Raw genomic sequence first — 16,950 nt, 5'->3', positions numbered from 1 at the left:
CTGATGGACGAACCGACCTGCCCGTACGCCATCGACCCGACCGGCCGTGACGTGCACGGCGAAGCCGCCATGCTGAGGGAACGCGGCCACGCCACGCTCGTGGAACTGCCCGGCGGCGTGCCCGCGTGGGCCATCACGGGCCACGCCCTGATCAAGCAACTGCTGCTCGACCCGCGGGTGTCCCGCGACAGCTACCAGCACTGGCCCGCGTGGGAGAACGGCGAGGGCGAGCTGGCGAAGACCTGGCCGCTGGCGATCTGGGTCTCCGACCGCAACATGATGACCGCCTACGGCAAGGAGCACACGCGCCTGCGCAAGCTCGTCGTCAAGGCGTTCACCGCGCGCAGCACGGCGGCGATGCGGCCGCGGATCGAGGAGATCACCGCGGAGCTGCTCGACCGGATCGCAGAGCTGGGGCGTGACGGCGCGGTGGTCGACCTGCGCACCGAGTTCGCCTACGCCCTGCCCACCCAGGTGATCAGCGAGCTGCTCGGCATCCCGCACGAGCTGCGGCCGGATCTGCTGGAGCAGGTGCACCGCATCTTCGACACCACGCTGACGCCGGCGGAGGCGGAGGCGAACGTCGCCGCGATCTACGCGACGATGGCCAAGCTGCTGGAGCTCAAGCGCGCCGACCCGGGGGAGGACCTGACCACCGGCCTGATCACGGTCCGCGACGGCGACGACGGCCTGACCGAGCGCGAGCTGATCGACACCCTGCTGCTGACCTTCACCGCGGGGCACGAGACCACGGTCAACCTGCTCGACCACGCGGTGTACGCGCTGGTCACGCACCCCGACCAGCTCGCCGCGGTGCGCGCGGGCGAGGTGCCGTGGGAGGACGTGATCGACGAGACGCTGCGGTGGCAGGCGCCGCTGGTGAACATGCCGCTGCGGTTCGCCGTGGAGGACATCGAGCTGGACGACGTGACCATCGCGAAGGGTGACGCGATCCTGGTGTCGTTCGGCTCCGCCGGCCGCGATCCGCTGGTGCACGGCGACACGGCCGACGGCTTCGACATCACCCGCGCCACCCGGCGCGACCACCTGGCGTTCGGCCACGGCGTGCACTTCTGCCCGGGTCAGTCCCTCGGCCGGCTGGAGGCGGCGGTCGCGCTGTCCGAGCTGTTCGCCCGCTTCCCGGACCTCGAGCTGGCCCGTCCGGCCGAGGAGCTGCTGCCGCTGGAGTCGTTCATCTCCAACGGCCACCGCGAGCTGCCGGTGCGCCTGCGGGCCGCCGTGAACGCCTGACCGGAGCGACGACAGCACGAGCACGGTGACCCGACCGGGGCCTGCCACCGCGATGGCGCGGCGGCAGGCCCTTCACCGTGCGTGAGAGATCGATTACCAGCCAGTGACTGGCGGCAGGAACGATGAAGCAGACATATGAGCGGGCACAGGGGGAGCGTGGGATGGTCGACGCGGAGTTCGACTACGTCGTGATCGGGGCGGGTTCCGCGGGTTGCGTGCTGGCCAACCGGCTCTCCGAGGACCGCGGCGTGCGCGTCGCGCTGGTCGAAGCGGGCGGCACGGACCTGGAGAACCCGGCGGTGCGCGTGCCGTTCGACCTGTTCGCGCTCTTCGGGTCCGAATTGGACTGGGCGTTCACCACGGTGCCGCAGCCCGAGCTGAACGGCCGCACCGTGCCGTGGCCGCGCGGCAAGGGCCTCGGCGGGTCGTCCACGATCAACTTCCAGATGTGGGTTCCCGGCCACCGCCAGGACTTCGACCCCTGGGTCGACGCCGCGGGCGAGCTGTGGTCGTGGGAGGCCGTCGAGCCGTACTTCCGCCGCACGGAGACGTGGACGGGCGACCGGGCCGACGGCGCGAGCTACGGCACGGACGGTCCACTTCGGATCTCTCCGCCGCGCGACCCGGACCCGCTCAACGCGCGGTTCCTCGACGCGTGCGCGGAACTCGGCCTCAAGGAGGTCGTCGGCGGCCTCGGCGGCGGCGACCCGACGGGTGTCGCGCTCACGCCGCTGAACCAGGAGCGCGGCGCCCGGTGGAGTTCCGCCGACGGCTACCTGCGCCCCGTGCTGGACCGGCCGAACCTCACCGTGTTCACCGACACCCTGGTGCACCGGATCGTCGTCGAGAACGGTCGCGCGACCGGCGTCGAGCTGTCCGGCGGCGTGCCCCGGCTCACCGCCACCCGCGAGGTGCTGCTGAGCGCGGGCGCGGTCGGCTCGCCGCACCTGCTGCAGCTGTCGGGCATCGGGCACGGCGCCGAGCTGCGCGAGCTGGGCATCGAGCCGCGCGTCGAGCTGCCGGGTGTCGGCCGCAACCTCCGCGACCACATGTTCGTGTCGGCCGCGGTGCGCGCGAGCGGCGAGTTCCGGCTGGTCGGCGCGGACACCCCGGAGAACCGGGAGCTCTACGAGCGCAAGCGGACCGGGCCGCTGACGTCCAACATGGCCGAGGCGGTCGCGTTCCTGCGTGCCGACGGCGGTCCCGGCGCGCCGGACGTCGAGCTGATCTTCTCGCCGGTCGGGCTGACCGACGAAGGCAACGTCCCCGGCTTCGGGTTCACCGTCATCCCGTTGCAGCCGCACAGCCGCGGCCGGATCTCACTGGCGAGCGCCGACCCGGCCGAGGCGCCGCTGATCGACCCGGGCTACCTCTGCGCCGAGGAGGACGTCAGCGTGTTCGTCGACGCCCTGCGCGTCGCCGAGCGGCTGTTCGAGACCGAGGCGCTGCGACCGCTCGTGCTGGGACCGCTGGCCCCCTGGCCCGGCAAGGTCGACGACGACGTGCTCGTGGACACGATCCGGGAGCACGCCAGCACGATGTTCCACCCGGTCGGCACCTGCCGGCTGGGTCGGGCGGACGACGGGGAAGCGGTCGTCGACCCCCACCTGAGGGTCCGCGGTGTCGAAGGGCTGCGCGTGGTCGACGCGTCGGTCATTCCGGCGCTGCCCCGCGGTCACAGCCACGCCGCTGTGGCGATGCTCGCCGAGCGGGCCGCGGAGTTCGTCCGAGACGCCTGGCGCTGACCAGGTCTCGCGGCGTCCACCGTCCGGCGTGGCAGAACGCGCGCCGGAACACGAGAAAGATGTGAGGACTTGGAAACTCGGAGCTCGCTGTACAAGCAACTCATCCCCCTTTCGGTGGCCCTCTTCGCGGTCGGCACCGACGGGTTCGTCATCGCCGGTCTGCTCCCGCAGATCGCCGCCGATCTGGAGGTCGGCGTCTCCGCGGCCGGTCAGCTCGTCACCGCGTTCGCGCTGGCGTTCGCCGTCTCCGCGCCGATCGTGGGCGCCCTCACGAGCTCGATGGACCGGCGCACCGCCCTGTACCTGGGGCTCGCCGTCTTCATCGTGGGCAACGCGGTCACGGCGGTCGGCCCCAACTACGAGATCGTGATGATCGCCCGCATCGTCACGGCCGTCGGCGCCGGTCTGATCGGCTCCGCGGCGTTCAGCGCGGCGGCGGCCATCGCACCGGAGGCCAAGCGCGGCCAGGCGCTCGCGTTCGTGATGGGCGGTCTCACCCTGGCCATCGCGTTCGGCCTGCCCGCGGGCACGCTGATCGGCGGCGCCGACTGGCGGCTCACCCTGTGGGTCGTCGCCGGCATCGGCGTGGCGGCGGTCGTCGGCGTCGCGGTGGCGCTGCCGTCGATCATGCTGCCGGCCGACTCCCTGAAGGCCCGGCTCCAGCCGCTGAAGGAGGGCTGGGTGTTCGGCCTGCTGGTGGTCACCACGGCCAGCCTGGCGGGCACGCACGTGCTGTACACCTACATCAGCCCCGCCGTCGAGGGCGCCACGGGCGGTTCCACCACGGCGCTGACCGTGATCCTGCTGGCGTGGGGTGTCGGCAACATGATCGGCAACACGGTGGCGGGCCGGCTCGCCGACCGCTACCCGCCGGAGCGCGTCGTCACCGGCGGTCTCGCCGCCGCCGCGCTGATGCTCGGCATCAGCCCCTTCGTGGTCACGAACCTGGTCACCGCGATCGTCTGGGCCGTGCTGTGGGGCGTGTTCGTCTCGCTGCCGGTCGTGCCGCAGCAGAGCCGGTTCGTCATGTACGCGCCGAGCGCCTCGGCGGTGCTGCTGGGTCTGAACAACTCGGCGATCTACGTCGGTGTCGCCCTCGGCGGCGCCGTCGGCGGCCTGTTCCAGGAGCAGCTCACGCCCGCCCGCCTCGGCCTCATCGCCGCCGGCATCAGCGTGCTCGGCCTGCTGGTCAACCTCGGCACCAGGCGTGCGGCCGTCACGACGGCTCCCGCGCCCGCGCCGCAGGCTGCCTGACGCACCACGCGAGAACGGCCGATCTTCCGCGGAAGATCGGCCGTTCTCGCGTGCGCGGCGGGAGAAGCGGAGTCAGAACGCCCCGTCGGCGTCCAGGCCGAGGACGGCCCGACCGTAGATCTCCATGTTCGTGCTCAGCAGCCCCAGGCCGTGCAGCGACAGGCCCTGGATGTCGCGGTGGAACCGCTGCAGCGGCACGCTGAGCTGGATGCCCGTGGCGCCGCTCGCGTTGTACAGGATCTCCACGGCTTCCCGGGCGAGCTGCATGGCGTAGGCGCTGTCGCCGCGGACCTTGCCCTTCTCCAGCGCGGTGAGCTCCACGCCTTCGTCGGCGCGCCGCTGCACCAGCTCGTTGACGCCGGCGGACAGGCCCTCGGCGGCGGCGATCTTCGCCGACACCGTGCCGACCTGGATCTGGGTGAACGGGTGCTTGCTCTGCTCGGTCCACGCGGTGTAGGCGATGCCGCGACCGGGGAGCCGCTCCATGAACAGCTCCAGCGCGCCCTTGGCGATGCCGATGAACGTGCCCACCGCCTGCGCCACCGCGAACTCGCCGAGCGAGTAGTTCCGGTCGGTCTTGCCCGGCTCCGACCGGCTGTCCGCGCCCTCCAGCAGCACGTGCAGCTTCTGCACGCGGTGCGCGGGGACGAAGATGTCCTTCGCGGTGGTGGTGGAGCTGCCGGTGGCCGCCACGGACGAGACGTTCCAGTCGTCGGCGAACTCGAACTCGCCGATCGGGACGATCGTGGCCATCTCCTCGGTGGTGCCGTCCGGCAGCGTGAGCGTCGCGCTCATGCCGTTCCAGTCGGCGCCCCGGCAGCCGGTGTTGAACTTCCAGAACCCGTTGAGCAGGTAGCCGCCGTCCACCGGGGTGAGCGTCGCGGTCGGGAACGGGCTGAACACACCGGAGACGCGCACCGACGGGGTCGACCAGATCTCCTCCTTCGCCTGGGCCGAGTGGCCGCGGGCGACCCACGAGCTGGCCAGCCACACCGTGGACACCCACGCGGTGGACGGGCAGCCGCGCCCGATCTCGGCGAGCACCGCGCACTGCTGGGCGATCGAGGCGTCCAAGCCGCCGTGGCGGCGCTCGGTCACGAGGCGGAACACGCCCGCCTTGTCCAGCAGCTGGAGGTTCTCGTCCGGGATCCAGCGCTGCTGCTCGGCGAGTTGGCCGTTCTCCCGGAGCGTGGGCACAATGCTTTTCACCGCGTCCAGCACATCGACGAACTCTTTTTCGGCCGTGGTCATCTTGCTCCCTCGAAGTGACATTCCTCGATGGTGTGGCGAGGATCCGTGACCACAGCTTCGGCGAGCCCGGGTGCTGCCCGGTCTTGTCCGGGTAATCGCCGCGTCACCTCCGGCGCGGCGATCCGGGCACCGGTCAGCGCGCCGCCACGTGCGGCCGCCAGGACGTCTGCCTCGGCACGCCGGGCAGCTCGCCGCGGCCCGTGCACCACAGGAGCGTCCGCGCCGGGGCGTGGCCCGCGGGCGCGTGCGGGAACAGGCGCTCGACCACCGGCGGGCACCACTCGTCCGGCGGTGTCCAGTCCACCCCGAGACCCTGTGCGATGTCGTAGGAGTGCACGGTCAGCTCCAGCACGGCCATCGCGGAGAACCCGCTGGGGTCCGAGCGGCCCCACGGGTGCCAGGCGCGCACGTCGGGCGCGGTCCGCTCGATCGTCGAGGCCAGCAGCGTGCCGCCGATCCGCAGCGCTTCCAGGCAGCGGTCGATCGGCGCCCTGGGGTCGAGCCGGGAGAACAGCGTGACGTAGCGGTCGGCCGGCTGGGCGATGAGCATGCCGGCGTAGCCGACCTGACCGACCGCGATGTGGTCGAGCGTGGCGCGGCAGGTCCACTCGACCTCGCCCGCCGGTGAGGACCAGTCCCGGTCGGCGGCCGTCGTCAGGACGGCGGCGCACCCGGTGGCGGCGGTGCGGACGAGATCAGCCCAAGAGGTGTTCACCGGGGCATCGTCCGCGCGCGTGGCACGGCTGCGGTCACTGTCCGGTAATCCCGCCGCAACCGGCCGCCGCAGACCTGACCGGGAGTGGCCGGTGGCCCGTCCCCGTTAGAACTGGGATCGACGTGCCGGAATGTTTGAAAGCAAGGGGAGCGGAAATGGCCGTGGATGGCGACGTGGAATCCGTGCTGGACGCGGTGAGGGGCATTGTTCCCGTCCTGCGCAAGAACGGCGAGGAATCCGAGTCCCAGCACTGGGTGGTGGAGGAGAACCTCCAGTTGCTGGACAAGGCGGGTGTGTTCCGCACGGCCACGCCGCGCCGGTTCGACGGCCTCGACCTGAGCCTGGCCGACCAGGCGCGCGTGATCACCGAGATCGCCCGGGGCTGCCCGTCGACCGGCTGGGTGTCGTTCGTGTGGCTGACCAGCAACTGGACCGCCACCCTGTACCCGGACCGGGCCCAGGAGGAGGTGTTCGCCACCGGGTCGGTGCGCATCTCCAGCGCGTTCGCCCCGACTGGCACCCTGACCCCGGTGGACGGCGGCTACCGCCTCAGCGGCTCCTGGCGGTACAACTCCGGCGTCAAGGGCGCGGACTGGGACTTCCTGGCGGCGGTGCGCGAGGAGGGCGGCGAGCACGACGAGGCGATGGTCATCGTGCCGGTGTCCGACCTGACCCTCGGTGACGACTGGGACGTGACGGCCGGCGGCGCGACCGGCAGCGTCACGGCGACGGCGGACGACGTGTTCGTGCCGTCCCACCGCGTGGCGGGCTTCGGCGACGCGTTCGCGGGCACCACCGGCGACCGCTCCAACGTCGGCGCGACGGGCCGCAACTACGGCGTGCTGGCGTTCGTCATGGCCGAGGCGGCGGCGGTGTTCATCGGTATCGCGAAGGGCGCCCTCGACCTGTTCCTGGAGCGCGTGCCCGGCCGCGGCATCACCTACACCAACTGGACCGACCAGAGCCAGCACCCGCTGACCCAGGTCCAGGTGGCCACGGCGGCCAACAAGATCGCCGCCGCGGAGGGCCTGTCGCAGGCGTGGCTGAAGGTCCTGCAGGACCGCGCGGACGCGGGCGAGCAGCCGACGGACACCGAGAAGGCCGTGATCCGCGGTCAGGTCGGCTACGCCGTGCAGCTGTGCAAGGAAGCCGTGGAGATCATCTACAGCGCGAGCGGCGGCTCGGTGATCCAGCGGAACTCCCCGATCCAGCGCTTCCACCGCGACATCCAGGGCTTCGCCCTGCACGCCCTGGCCCAGCCGAACGTGAACCTGGAACTCCAGGGCCGCGTCCTGCTGGGGCTGGACCCGGGCACGTACTTCCTCTGATCGACCTCCTCGGTCGACCTCCTCTGGTCGACGCCGTGCACGGACGCCCGGTCCTCGGTGCTGAGGGCCGGGCATCCGCGTGCCGTGACCGGTGCGCCTGCCGTGCCGCCGAGGTCGAAGGCGACCCTGGCGTGCGGACACCACGTTCCGGTCGCCTTGCCCGTGGAGCGCGCCCTAGGCGACGCCGGCGGCGATGAGCTGCTGCCAGATCACGCCCTGGTCCACGACCTCGACGCCGAGCTTCTCGGCCTTCGCGGTCTTGCTCGCGCCGACGTCCGCGCCGGTGATCAGGTAGTCGGTGTTGGCCGAGACCGAGGTCGCGGTGGTCGCGCCCGCCTTCTCGCAGAGCCTCTGGAAGGTGGGGCGCGGCACCTTCTCGCCCGAACGCGGGTCGCTGATCGCGCCCGTGATCACCACCGTCTTGCCCGCCAACGGCGCGTCGGACGCCACGACGGGCGGCAGGTCCTCGTCCCGCACGTCCAGCGACACGCCGCGCTCCCGCAGCCGTTCGAGTTCGGGACGCAGCCGGGCCAGGTGCTCGATCAGCGAGGCGGCGACCTTCGGCCCGATGTCCTCGACGGCCACCAGCCGTTCCTCGCCGGCGTCGGCGACCTCCTCCAACGAGCCGAACCCCGCGCGGCACAGCCGGGTCGCGGTGCCCTCCGACGCCATCGGGATGGCGAGCCCGATCAACGCCCGCCGCAGGCCGACGGCCCGGCTCGCGGCGATCGAGTCGATCATGCGCGTGGCCGAGGTGTCGCCGATGCGGTCGAACTCCAGCAACTGCTCCTTGGTCAACGCGTAGAAGTCCGACGGGTGCTCCAGCAGCCCGGCCTCGGCGAGCCGCTCGATCCACACCGGGCCGACCGCCTCGATGTCCGCCGCCGCCCGCGACGCCCAGTGGATCAACCTGCGCACGGTCTGCGCGGGGCAGGCGACGTTGGTGCAGAACAGCTCCCGGCTGTTGCCCTGCTCGGTCAACGGCTGACCGCACGACGGGCACTCCGACGGCGGCACGATCTCCCGCTCCGCGCCCGTGCGCTTCGACTCGTCCAGCACACCCGCCACGAACGGGATCACGTCACCGGCCCGGCGGATCAGCACGGTGTCGCCGATCCTGATGCCCTTCGCCTTGATGACCTCCTGGTTCGCCAGCGTCGCGCGGGTCACCGTCGTGCCGCCGACGAACACCGGCTCCAACCAGGCCACCGGGGCGATCTTGCCCGTCTTGCCCACGTCCCACACCACGTCGGCCAGCACCGTGGTCTTCTCCTCGGCGGCGAACTTGAACGCCAACGCACCGCGCGGCGAGCTGGACCGGGTGCCCGCGGCGGCGAAGGCGTCCCGGTTCGCCAGCCGCAGCACCGCGCCGTCCAGGTCGTAGTCCAGGCCGTTGCGCTGCTCCTCGATCGCCGAGATCACGATTTGCGCCGCCGCCGCGTCGTCGCAGTGCCGCATGTCGGCGACGTCGAACCCGAACGCGCGCAGCCCGTGCTCCAGGTCGGCCGCCGCGCCGCCCTCGGACGTGTCCAGGTCGAAGGCGAAGAACTGCAGGCGCCGCTCGGCGACCGTGGCCGGGTCCTTCGCCCGCAGCGTGCCCGCGGCGGCGCCTCGCGGGTTGATCAGCGGCTTGTCCGGGTGCGCGGTGTTGTAGGCGACGAACGTGGACCGCAGCATCACCGCCTCGCCGCGCACCTCCACCCGGCCCGGAGCCTCGACCCGCTCCGGCACACCGTCGACCAGCGCGCGCACCAGCGGCGTCACGTCGTCGCCCGTCGTGCCGTCACCGCGGGTGATCGCACGGGCCAGCCTGCCGTGCTCGTACACCAGCGCCAGCGACAGCCCGTCCAGCTTCGGCATGACCACCACCGGCTGGCCGGGGAAGCGGTCGAAGAACGCCGCCACCTGCTCCGGCTTGGTCGCCTTCTCCAGCGACAGCATCGGCCGCGAGTGCCGGATCGGCGCGTGCAGCACGGCGGGCGCGCCCACCTGGTCGAGCGGGTTCGGGTCGGGCGCCAGCTCCGGGTTCGCCTCGATCAGCCCGCGCAGCTCGTCCTCGATCGCGTCGTACTCCGCGTCCGCCACCAGCGGCGAACCGCGGTAGTAGGCGTCGCGCAGCACGACGACCTGATCGGCGAGTTCCTGGATGCGTTCCCGAGCGTTCACGGCTCACAAGTTACCGGCGACCACCGACAATCCGGGGGCGGGCGACGCGCGACCGCCGCGAATTCGGTCGCGGGACCACCCGATCACGTTTAACTTCTGCGTCGAGCAGAGGAGAACCGTGGAGCAGATCAGCAAGCGACTGGTGAACTGGGCGTCCATCCTGGACCCGGGCACGCGCGAACAGGCCGAGAAGGCCTCGCGGATGCCGTTCATCTTCCCGCACCTGGCGCTCATGCCCGACGCGCACCTCGGGAAGGGCGCCACGGTCGGCAGCGTCATCCCCACCCTGGGCGCGATCATCCCGGCGGCCGTCGGCGTCGACATCGGCTGCGGCATGATCGCCGTGCGCACCCAGTTCACCCAGGACGAGTTCCGAGGGCGTCCGCTCGCACCGCTGCGCGAGGCGATCGAGCACGCCGTGCCGCTGTCGGCGGGGAAGTACAACACCCGGATGACCGACACGGCGCGTGAACGCGTCGACGTGCTCACCCGCCGTGCGGAGGCGGCCGGCTTCGACCCCGGTTCGTACGCGGGCAACTGGCAGCTGCAGCTCGGCACCCTCGGCAGCGGCAACCACTTCATCGAGATCACCCTGGACGAGACCGGCCGGGTGTGGCTGTTCCTGCACTCCGGGTCGCGCGGCGTGGGCAACAAGATCGCCCAGAAGCACATCCGGGTCGCGCACGAGCAGTGCAAGCGGCGGTGGATCGACCTGCCCGACCCGGACCTGGCCTACCTGGTCGAGGGCGAGGACGAGTTCTGGCGCTACATCCGCGAGATGCGCTGGGCCCAGGACTTCGCGTGGTTCAACCGCGAGGAGATGATGGACCGGGTCGTCGCGTGCGTGGCCGAGTGGACGGGCCGCGAGGTGGAGCGGCAGGAAGTGGTGAATTGCCACCACAATTATACGGAGCAGGAGACCCACTTCGGCAAGCAGGTGTGGCTGTCCCGCAAGGGCGCCATCAACGCCGAGGAGGGCCGGGCGGGTCTCATCCCGGGCTCGATGGGCACCGCGTCGTACGTCGTGGTCGGCAAGGGCAACCGCGTCGCGCTGAACTCCTCGCCCCACGGCGCGGGCCGTGAGTACTCCCGCTCGGCCGCGCGCCGGACGTTCGACCGGGACGACCTGCGCAAGGCGATGGTCGGCATCGAGTACCGCGACACCGACGCGTTCATCGACGAGATCCCGGCGGCGTACAAGGACATCGACGTCGTCATGCGTGACGCGGAGGACCTGGTCGAGGTGCGCCACACGTTGCGGCAGATCGTCAACGTGAAGGGCGATTGACCGGTGGGCAGGCGGATTGTCCGCCTGCCCCACCTGTTACGGGGCCTGGTCTGGTTTCAGCTAGCCGGTGCCCAGGTGCCCGTCGGTCGTGGTAGCTCTCTCCGAATTGATGGATGACTCCGCACTAAGCGGCGGAGATGTCGGTCGCGCCGACGCCGGGAAAGAAATAGATCACGTTGGGCCACGACAGGACCACGATGGCCACGGTGACGGTCCACGCCAAGGTCTGCACCGGGTGGGAAGCGATGCATCGTGCGAGGTAGGTCGACGTTCTGCGGACCGTGCTCTTGATCATGTCCGGATTTAACCACAGCCGTTCCCTAGCATTGGGCCAGGGGTCCGGGAGCGCTGTGGGGTCGCCCGTCAGGGTGGTGTGACGTTCGAGTTAACGTGAGTCCATTTCGTCTTCGTCACCCGATCGTGTGGCTATGTCGCGCTGGACGAAGCGAGTAGATTGCGGATCGCTGTGCTCATCGTTCCGGGCCGGTCTATTTGAGCTGTCCGCAGAAGAATGGTCCCGTGGGTCCGGGATGGCGGCCGGCCTGCCGCGCATGAATTCCGGTTCGCCGAGCGCGGTGTGCATTTGTTCCGTGAGACCGGATTGGGCGAGCAGTGGCTCGGCCTCCTGCCACCGCCGCTCCGCCTCGACCTGATCGCCCACCACGGCGCACGCGTGCCCGAGCAGGAAAAGGGCCTGCGCCTTTTCCCTGGTGGCGTCCAGGTCGGCCGACAGGTCCAGTGCCCGGCGGCAGAATTCGACGGTCCTCTCGTAGGACTTGCGGTCGTAGTGGACGCGGGCCAGTGCCACCAGCGCCTCGACCGTGCGGGCCCGCTCGCCGGTGGACAGGTTGATCTCGAGCGCCGCCTCCAGGCACCGGAGGGCTTCGCCCAGCTCACGGCGCTGGTGGTGGAGCTTCCCGAGCGCGGTCAAGGTCGTGCCCTCGCCGTGGCGGTGCTTGATGGTCCGGCGCAGGGCCAGGGCCTCCCGGTACAGCTCCACGGCCTCGTCCACCCGGTCCAGCCGCTGGTAGGCCGCGGCCATCTGGTCCAGCGTGGAGGCTTCGAGGCTTCGGTGGCCGGTCGCGCGGTGGAGTTCCAGGGCCGACTCGTACAGCGACAGCGCGATCCGGACGTCACCGCGTTCACGGTGGGCGCTGGCCAGGTTGTGCACCGCGATCTCGGTGAACTCGACGTTCTCCAGGCGCTGTGCGATGGAGAGCGCGGCCTGCATGTGCTCGATCGCCTCGTCGTACTCACCGAGCCGGAAGTGGGCCGTGCCCAGGTTGAGCAGGATGCCGCACTGGCCCTCCAAGTCCCCGGTCGAGCGGGCTGCGTCCGCCGCCACCCGTTCGACCGCGACCAGGTCCCGGTGTGCGCCGGTGCGGTCCAGGGCTTGATCGATGTTCGCCGCGATCCGCCAGGCGTGACCGGCGAAGCCGTGGCGGAACGCGTGCGGCACGGCGGCGACGAGGTTGGCCCGCTCGGTCGCGAACCAGCTCAGCGCGTCGACCTCGTCGACGAAGCGGGGCACGGCGTCGAGGGTCATGCCCGGCAGCAGCGGCACGGGGTCGTCGGGCGCGTTCAGGGCGCGCTCCAAGCCGATGGCACCGGCGAGCTGCCAGGTCAGCAACCCGCTGAGCGCCACCTGCCGCTGGTGGGCCGACTCCTCGGTGCGGACCCGGTCCAGGGCGTAGTCGTGCAGCAGGTCGTGCAGGCGGAAGCGTCCGGGGGTCGTGTACTGGAGGAGGTTCGCCTTGGTGAGCGTCCGCAGGTGGACGACGACGTCGCCCTCCGGTCGCTCGGTCAGGGCGCTCGCCGCCGCAGAGGAGAACTCGGCCGTGGGGTGCAGGCCCAGCAGCCGGAAGACCCGGGCGGTCTCGGTCGGCAGGTCCCGGTAGGACACCTCGAACGCGAACGACAGGCTCGCGCTGTCGTCGTCGCTGTCGTCCAGCGAGCCCAGTATCCCCAGACCTTCTTGCGTCGCGTACTCCTCGACCAGGAAGGCGATCGGCACCTGCGGCCGGTTCGCCACGTGTTGGGCGACGATCTTGACGGCCATCGGGTGGCCGTCGAGCCGCGAGGCCAGGGCCCACAGCGCGGCGGGCTCCGCGTCGGCCCGGCTCGCGCCGATCTTGCGGCGCAGCAGCTCGATCGACTCGTCGAAGGACAGCGGCGGCACGGCGAGGAGGTGGACGTCGTCGTGCAGGTCCAGGCCCCACGGCCGGGTCCTGCTGGTCACGATGGTGAAGCAGTTCGTGGCGGCTCCCAGCAGCGGCCGGACCTGAGGGCTGTGCCGGGCGTCGTCGAGCACCAGCAGCACCTTGCGGTCGCCGAGCGCGCGGTGCAGCGCGGCGGCGCGTTCGGCGCCCGTCGTCGGGATGCGCGTCACGCCGAGCGAGGCCAGCAGCACGCCGGACGCGTCCTCGGCAGTCATCGCGGTGCCGCGGCCGAAGCCCCGGAGGTCGAGGAAGAGCTGGCCGTCCGGGAACCGGTCCGCCCTCGTCCGCCCCCAGTGGATGGCCAGCCGGGTCTTGCCGACACCCGGCATCCCGTGCAGCGCGACGACCTGGCCCCGTCCGCCGTCGGGCCCGTCGAGCAACGCGTCCAACGCCGTGAGCAGGCCCTCCCGGCCGACGAACGTCCGGGCCCGCCTGGGCAGCTGACGGGGTGGGACGTGCTGCGGCTTGGTGGACGTGGTGGCGGTGCCGGCTTGCTTGCGGACGACGCTCTGGTACACCGCGCGCAGCTCCGGGCCCTGCTCGGCGCCCGTTGCCTCGAAGAGGCGTTCGCAGAACCGCTCGTGGTACTCCAGCGCCGCGGCGTACTTGCCCTGTCCCTCCAGGGAGCGCATGTACAGCCGCGCGAGCACCTCGTCGAGTTCGTGCTCCTGGGCCAGCCTGCCCGCTTCGCCCATCGCTTCGACGTGCTCGCCGAGCGCGTTCAGGCTTTCCACCAACGCGTAGTGGGCGGTGAGCCGGTCGAAGGTGTCCATCTGGTAACGCAGGTGGTCCGCCCACATGCTTTCGACATCCTGCAACGGACGTCCTTGCCACCGCGACAACGCTTCCCGCAGCACCTCTTTCGCGCGCGCGTGGTCGCCCGCGGCCGCCGCCGCCCGGCCCATTTCCGCCAATTTGCGGAACCGGTGGTAGTCGACGAATTCGCGGTCGACGTCGAGCAGGTAGGCGTCGCCCTCCCGGTCGATCGACCGGTCGAGGCCGGTTCGGCCCAGCACCCCGCGCAGGCGGCTGATCAGTGGTTGGAGCCTTCCTCGCATACTGGAGGGGTCCTCGTCGGGCCACACCGCCTGCGCGATCGTGCCGATGCCGACGGGCTGGCCGACGTGGTAGAGCAGCAGCGCCAGAACCGCGCGTTGCTTCGCGGACCCGAGGTCCACGTCCTCGTCCGCCACGCGTAATCGGGTCTTACCCAGGATCTTGAATTCCACCAGCGTTCACCTTTCGCTGGCACGACGGTCCGGTATTGCCAGTGTGCTGGATTCGGACGGGATTGTGCAGTGGAATGTCGTGTTGTTGCTCCGTTGTGCCGAACGGTCGGGCGGCGATCGGCGGCACAAGTGAACTGCAAGAAAACTGCAAGGAGGTGTGTGTCGGTCGCCGGGAACGGTTTGTCCGTGGCGCGGGCGGTTGCTAGTCTCGCGGCGGCGACGAAGATCGCCGGGGCATCGAGGGCGAGGGGGTTGATGAATATGGCTGTCGGCAGCCGTCTTCAGCATGTCCTCGTCCGGCTCGCACGCGGCTGACGCGTGGGGCCGGGTCATACTCGATGACCAGGAGTTCCGAGTGTCTTCTTTTCCCATCGCAGGCCCTGATCCGACCACCGAACGGCTCGTGCTGCGGCCGTGGACCGTCGGTGAGGTCGACGCCGTCGTGGGCGGTGTCCGGCGGCCGGACTGGGCCGCCGACTTCCCCGCCGAGGGCGATCAGGTCATCGCCGGGCTGCTCGGCGAGCACCCCCAGTGGCTGGACGCCTACGGCCACCGGTTGGTGGTCGAACGCGGCAGTGGTCTGGTGGTCGGGTCGATCGGGCTGTTCTGGCCGCCGAGCGACGGCGTCGTGGAGATCGGGTACGGCATCGTCGCGTCCCGGCGGGGGCGCGGGTACGCCGCCGAGGCCACGCGCGCGTTGACCGACCACGCGTTCACCGCGCCCGGCGTCCGGGTGGTCCGCGCCGAGGTGGAGCTGTCCAACCCCGCCTCGGTCCGCGTCCTGGAGAAGGCCGGTTTCCGCCTGCTGGACACCGACACCGAGCAGGGCACCGCCCGGTACGGCATCGTGCGGTAGGTCGTCCCACGGGGTCGGCGGCGGTTCACGCCGTCGGCCCCGCCGGGGTGGCATCACCGCTGGTAGGTGACGTTGGACCCCCGGCTATGAATGGTCATGCAGCGTCGTGCATACTTCTAGTCGTGTCCAAGGTGCTCACTTACCTCCCCGCCGGCGAACACGTCGGCATCGCGTTCTCCGGTGGTCTCGATACGTCCGTGGCGGTCGCCTGGATGCGTGAGAAGGGCGCGGTGCCGTGCACGTACACCGCGGACATCGGTCAGTACGACGAGCCCGACATCGCATCGGTGCCCAGCCGCGCCGCGGTGTACGGCGCCGAGATCGCCCGACTGGTCGACTGCCGGGCGGCCCTGGTCGAGGAAGGTCTCGCGGCCCTGGCCTGCGGCGCGTTCCACATCAGGTCCGGCGGCCGTGCCTACTTCAACACCACGCCGCTCGGGCGGGCCGTGACGGGCACCATGCTGGTGCGCGCCATGCTCGACGACGACGTCCAGATCTGGGGCGACGGCTCCACCTACAAGGGCAACGACATCGAGCGGTTCTACCGCTACGGCCTGCTCGCCAACCCGTCCCTGCGGATCTACAAGCCGTGGCTGGACGCGGAGTTCGTCAGCGAGCTCGGCGGCCGGACTGAGATGTCCGAGTGGCTGCTGGCGCGCGGCCTGCCGTACCGGTCCAGCACGGAGAAGGCGTACTCGACCGACGCGAACATCTGGGGCGCGACGCACGAGGCCAAGGCGCTCGAACACCTCGACGCGGGCATCGAGATCGTCGACCCGATCATGGGCGTGCGGTTCTGGGACCCCGAGGTCGAGATCGCCACCGAGGACGTCACGGTCGGCTTCGACCAGGGCAGGCCGGTGACGATCAACGGCAAGGAGTTCTCCTCCGCCGTCGACCTGGTGCTGGAGGCCAACGCCATCGGCGGCCGGCACGGCATGGGCATGTCCGACCAGATCGAGAACCGGGTCATCGAGGCCAAGAGCCGCGGCATCTACGAGGCGCCGGGCATGGCGCTGCTGCACGCGGCCTACGAGCGGCTGGTCAACGCGATCCACAACGAGGACACCCTCGCCTCCTACCACAACGAGGGCCGCAAGCTGGGCCGGCTGCTGTACGAGGGCCGCTGGCTCGACCCGCAGGCGCTGATGGTGCGCGAGGCGTTGCAGCGGTGGGTCGGCACGGCGGTCACCGGCGAGGTGACGCTGCGCCTGCGCCGCGGTGAGGACTACTCGATCCTGGACACCTCCGGGCCCGCGTTCAGCTACCACCCGGACAAGCTGTCCATGGAGCGGACCGAGGACTCGGCGTTCGGGCCGGTCGACCGCATCGGCCAGCTGACCATGCGCAACCTCGACATCGCCGACTCGCGCGCCAAGCTGGAGCAGTACGCCGGGCTCGGCATGGTCGGCAGCCAGTCGACGTTGATCGGCGCGGCGCAGGTGGCGCCGACCGAGCTGATCGGCGCGATGCCCGAGGGCGGCGCCGAGGTCATCGCCTCCCGCGGCGAGGTGACCGACGACGAACTGCTCGACCACGCCGCCCTCGAAGCCGGCAACGACTGACGGCTCCCGGAGCACCGGACGCGCGTGCGCCGCTCACGTCGAGCGGCGCACGCGCGTTCCGCACGACCGGCTTCAGCCGCCGA

At 71.0% G+C, this 16,950-nt stretch carries 12 protein-coding genes; 7 read left to right on the top strand and 5 right to left on the bottom strand.

From position 1 onward, the window contains the following. Positions 1–3 precede the first annotated feature (3 nt). The 3 genes from ADK67_RS20735 (at position 4) to ADK67_RS20725 (ending at position 4,250) form a co-directional block, all read left to right on the top strand. Complete coding sequence (locus ADK67_RS20735) at positions 4–1,251, top strand: cytochrome P450 family protein (protein ID WP_053718111.1); 1,248 nt, start codon at positions 4–6, stop codon at positions 1,249–1,251. 161 nt (positions 1,252–1,412) lie between these two features. Continuing rightward, the gene (locus ADK67_RS20730; RefSeq protein ID WP_053718110.1) at positions 1,413–2,996 is read left to right on the top strand and encodes a GMC family oxidoreductase; all 1,584 of its coding nucleotides are present in this window, start codon (positions 1,413–1,415) and stop codon (positions 2,994–2,996) included. Between the two features lie 114 nt (positions 2,997–3,110). Further along, positions 3,111–4,250, top strand: a complete 1,140-nt coding sequence (locus tag ADK67_RS20725; protein WP_197289543.1) for an MFS transporter — start codon at positions 3,111–3,113, stop codon at positions 4,248–4,250. 72 nt (positions 4,251–4,322) lie between these two features. Here ADK67_RS20725 and ADK67_RS20720 read toward each other — a convergent pair whose 3' ends face one another. Then, positions 4,323–5,501, bottom strand: a complete 1,179-nt coding sequence (locus ADK67_RS20720; RefSeq protein WP_053718109.1) for an acyl-CoA dehydrogenase family protein — start codon at positions 5,499–5,501, stop codon at positions 4,323–4,325. Between the two features lie 133 nt (positions 5,502–5,634). Beyond that, on the bottom strand, positions 5,635–6,216 hold the full coding sequence (locus ADK67_RS20715) for a maleylpyruvate isomerase N-terminal domain-containing protein (protein WP_053718108.1): 582 nt from the start codon (positions 6,214–6,216) through the stop codon (positions 5,635–5,637). A 155-nt stretch (positions 6,217–6,371) separates the two neighbouring features. On the opposite strand from ADK67_RS20715, the gene ADK67_RS20710 reads away from it, so the two are divergent. Continuing rightward, positions 6,372–7,544, top strand: coding sequence for an acyl-CoA dehydrogenase family protein (locus tag ADK67_RS20710; RefSeq protein ID WP_053718107.1), 1,173 nt, complete (start codon positions 6,372–6,374; stop codon positions 7,542–7,544). A 174-nt stretch (positions 7,545–7,718) separates the two neighbouring features. Here ADK67_RS20710 and ligA read toward each other — a convergent pair whose 3' ends face one another. Continuing rightward, entirely contained in the window at positions 7,719–9,710 is a 1,992-nt protein-coding gene (gene ligA / locus ADK67_RS20705) for an NAD-dependent DNA ligase LigA (RefSeq protein WP_053718106.1), read from the bottom strand. A 118-nt stretch (positions 9,711–9,828) separates the two neighbouring features. Between ligA and ADK67_RS20700 the strand changes: the two genes are divergently transcribed. Then, on the top strand, positions 9,829–10,998 hold the full coding sequence (locus ADK67_RS20700) for an RtcB family protein (RefSeq protein WP_053718105.1): 1,170 nt from the start codon (positions 9,829–9,831) through the stop codon (positions 10,996–10,998). A 124-nt stretch (positions 10,999–11,122) separates the two neighbouring features. On the opposite strand, the gene ADK67_RS51070 is transcribed toward ADK67_RS20700, so the two are convergent. Together ADK67_RS51070 and ADK67_RS20695 are read right to left on the bottom strand one after the other, a co-directional pair. Continuing rightward, a complete protein-coding gene (locus tag ADK67_RS51070) occupies positions 11,123–11,293 on the bottom strand; it encodes a hypothetical protein (RefSeq protein WP_157620659.1) in 171 nt (56 codons plus the stop codon). A gap of 90 nt (positions 11,294–11,383) precedes the next feature. Beyond that, positions 11,384–14,446, bottom strand: a complete 3,063-nt coding sequence (locus ADK67_RS20695) for an AfsR/SARP family transcriptional regulator (RefSeq protein WP_157620657.1) — start codon at positions 14,444–14,446, stop codon at positions 11,384–11,386. A gap of 355 nt (positions 14,447–14,801) precedes the next feature. Here ADK67_RS20695 and ADK67_RS20690 point away from each other — a divergent pair, with 355 nt between their 5' ends. Together ADK67_RS20690 and argG are read left to right on the top strand one after the other, a co-directional pair. Next, positions 14,802–15,302, top strand: a complete 501-nt coding sequence (locus tag ADK67_RS20690) for a GNAT family N-acetyltransferase (RefSeq protein ID WP_053718103.1) — start codon at positions 14,802–14,804, stop codon at positions 15,300–15,302. A gap of 122 nt (positions 15,303–15,424) precedes the next feature. Then, the gene (argG, locus tag ADK67_RS20685) at positions 15,425–16,867 is read left to right on the top strand and encodes an argininosuccinate synthase (protein ID WP_053718102.1); all 1,443 of its coding nucleotides are present in this window, start codon (positions 15,425–15,427) and stop codon (positions 16,865–16,867) included. Positions 16,868–16,950: the final 83 nt, after the last annotated feature.

This window comes from Saccharothrix sp. NRRL B-16348 (assembly GCF_001280085.1).
Classification (GTDB): Bacteria; Actinomycetota; Actinomycetes; order Mycobacteriales; family Pseudonocardiaceae; genus Actinosynnema.
This window is presented reverse-complemented; position numbering and strand designations above follow the sequence as displayed.

Bases quoted from the DNA above. Each gene is read 5' to 3' on its own strand.
- ADK67_RS20735 (WP_053718111.1), top strand. From the start codon at position 4: ATGGACGAACCGACCTGCCCGTACGCCATCGACCCGACCGGCCGTGAC.
- ADK67_RS51070 (WP_157620659.1), bottom strand. From the start codon at position 11,293: ATGATCAAGAGCACGGTCCGCAGAACGTCGACCTACCTCGCACGATGC.
- ADK67_RS20720 (WP_053718109.1), bottom strand. From the start codon at position 5,501: ATGACCACGGCCGAAAAAGAGTTCGTCGATGTGCTGGACGCGGTGAAA.
- ADK67_RS20710 (WP_053718107.1), top strand. From the start codon at position 6,372: ATGGCCGTGGATGGCGACGTGGAATCCGTGCTGGACGCGGTGAGGGGC.
- ADK67_RS20730 (WP_053718110.1), top strand. From the start codon at position 1,413: ATGGTCGACGCGGAGTTCGACTACGTCGTGATCGGGGCGGGTTCCGCG.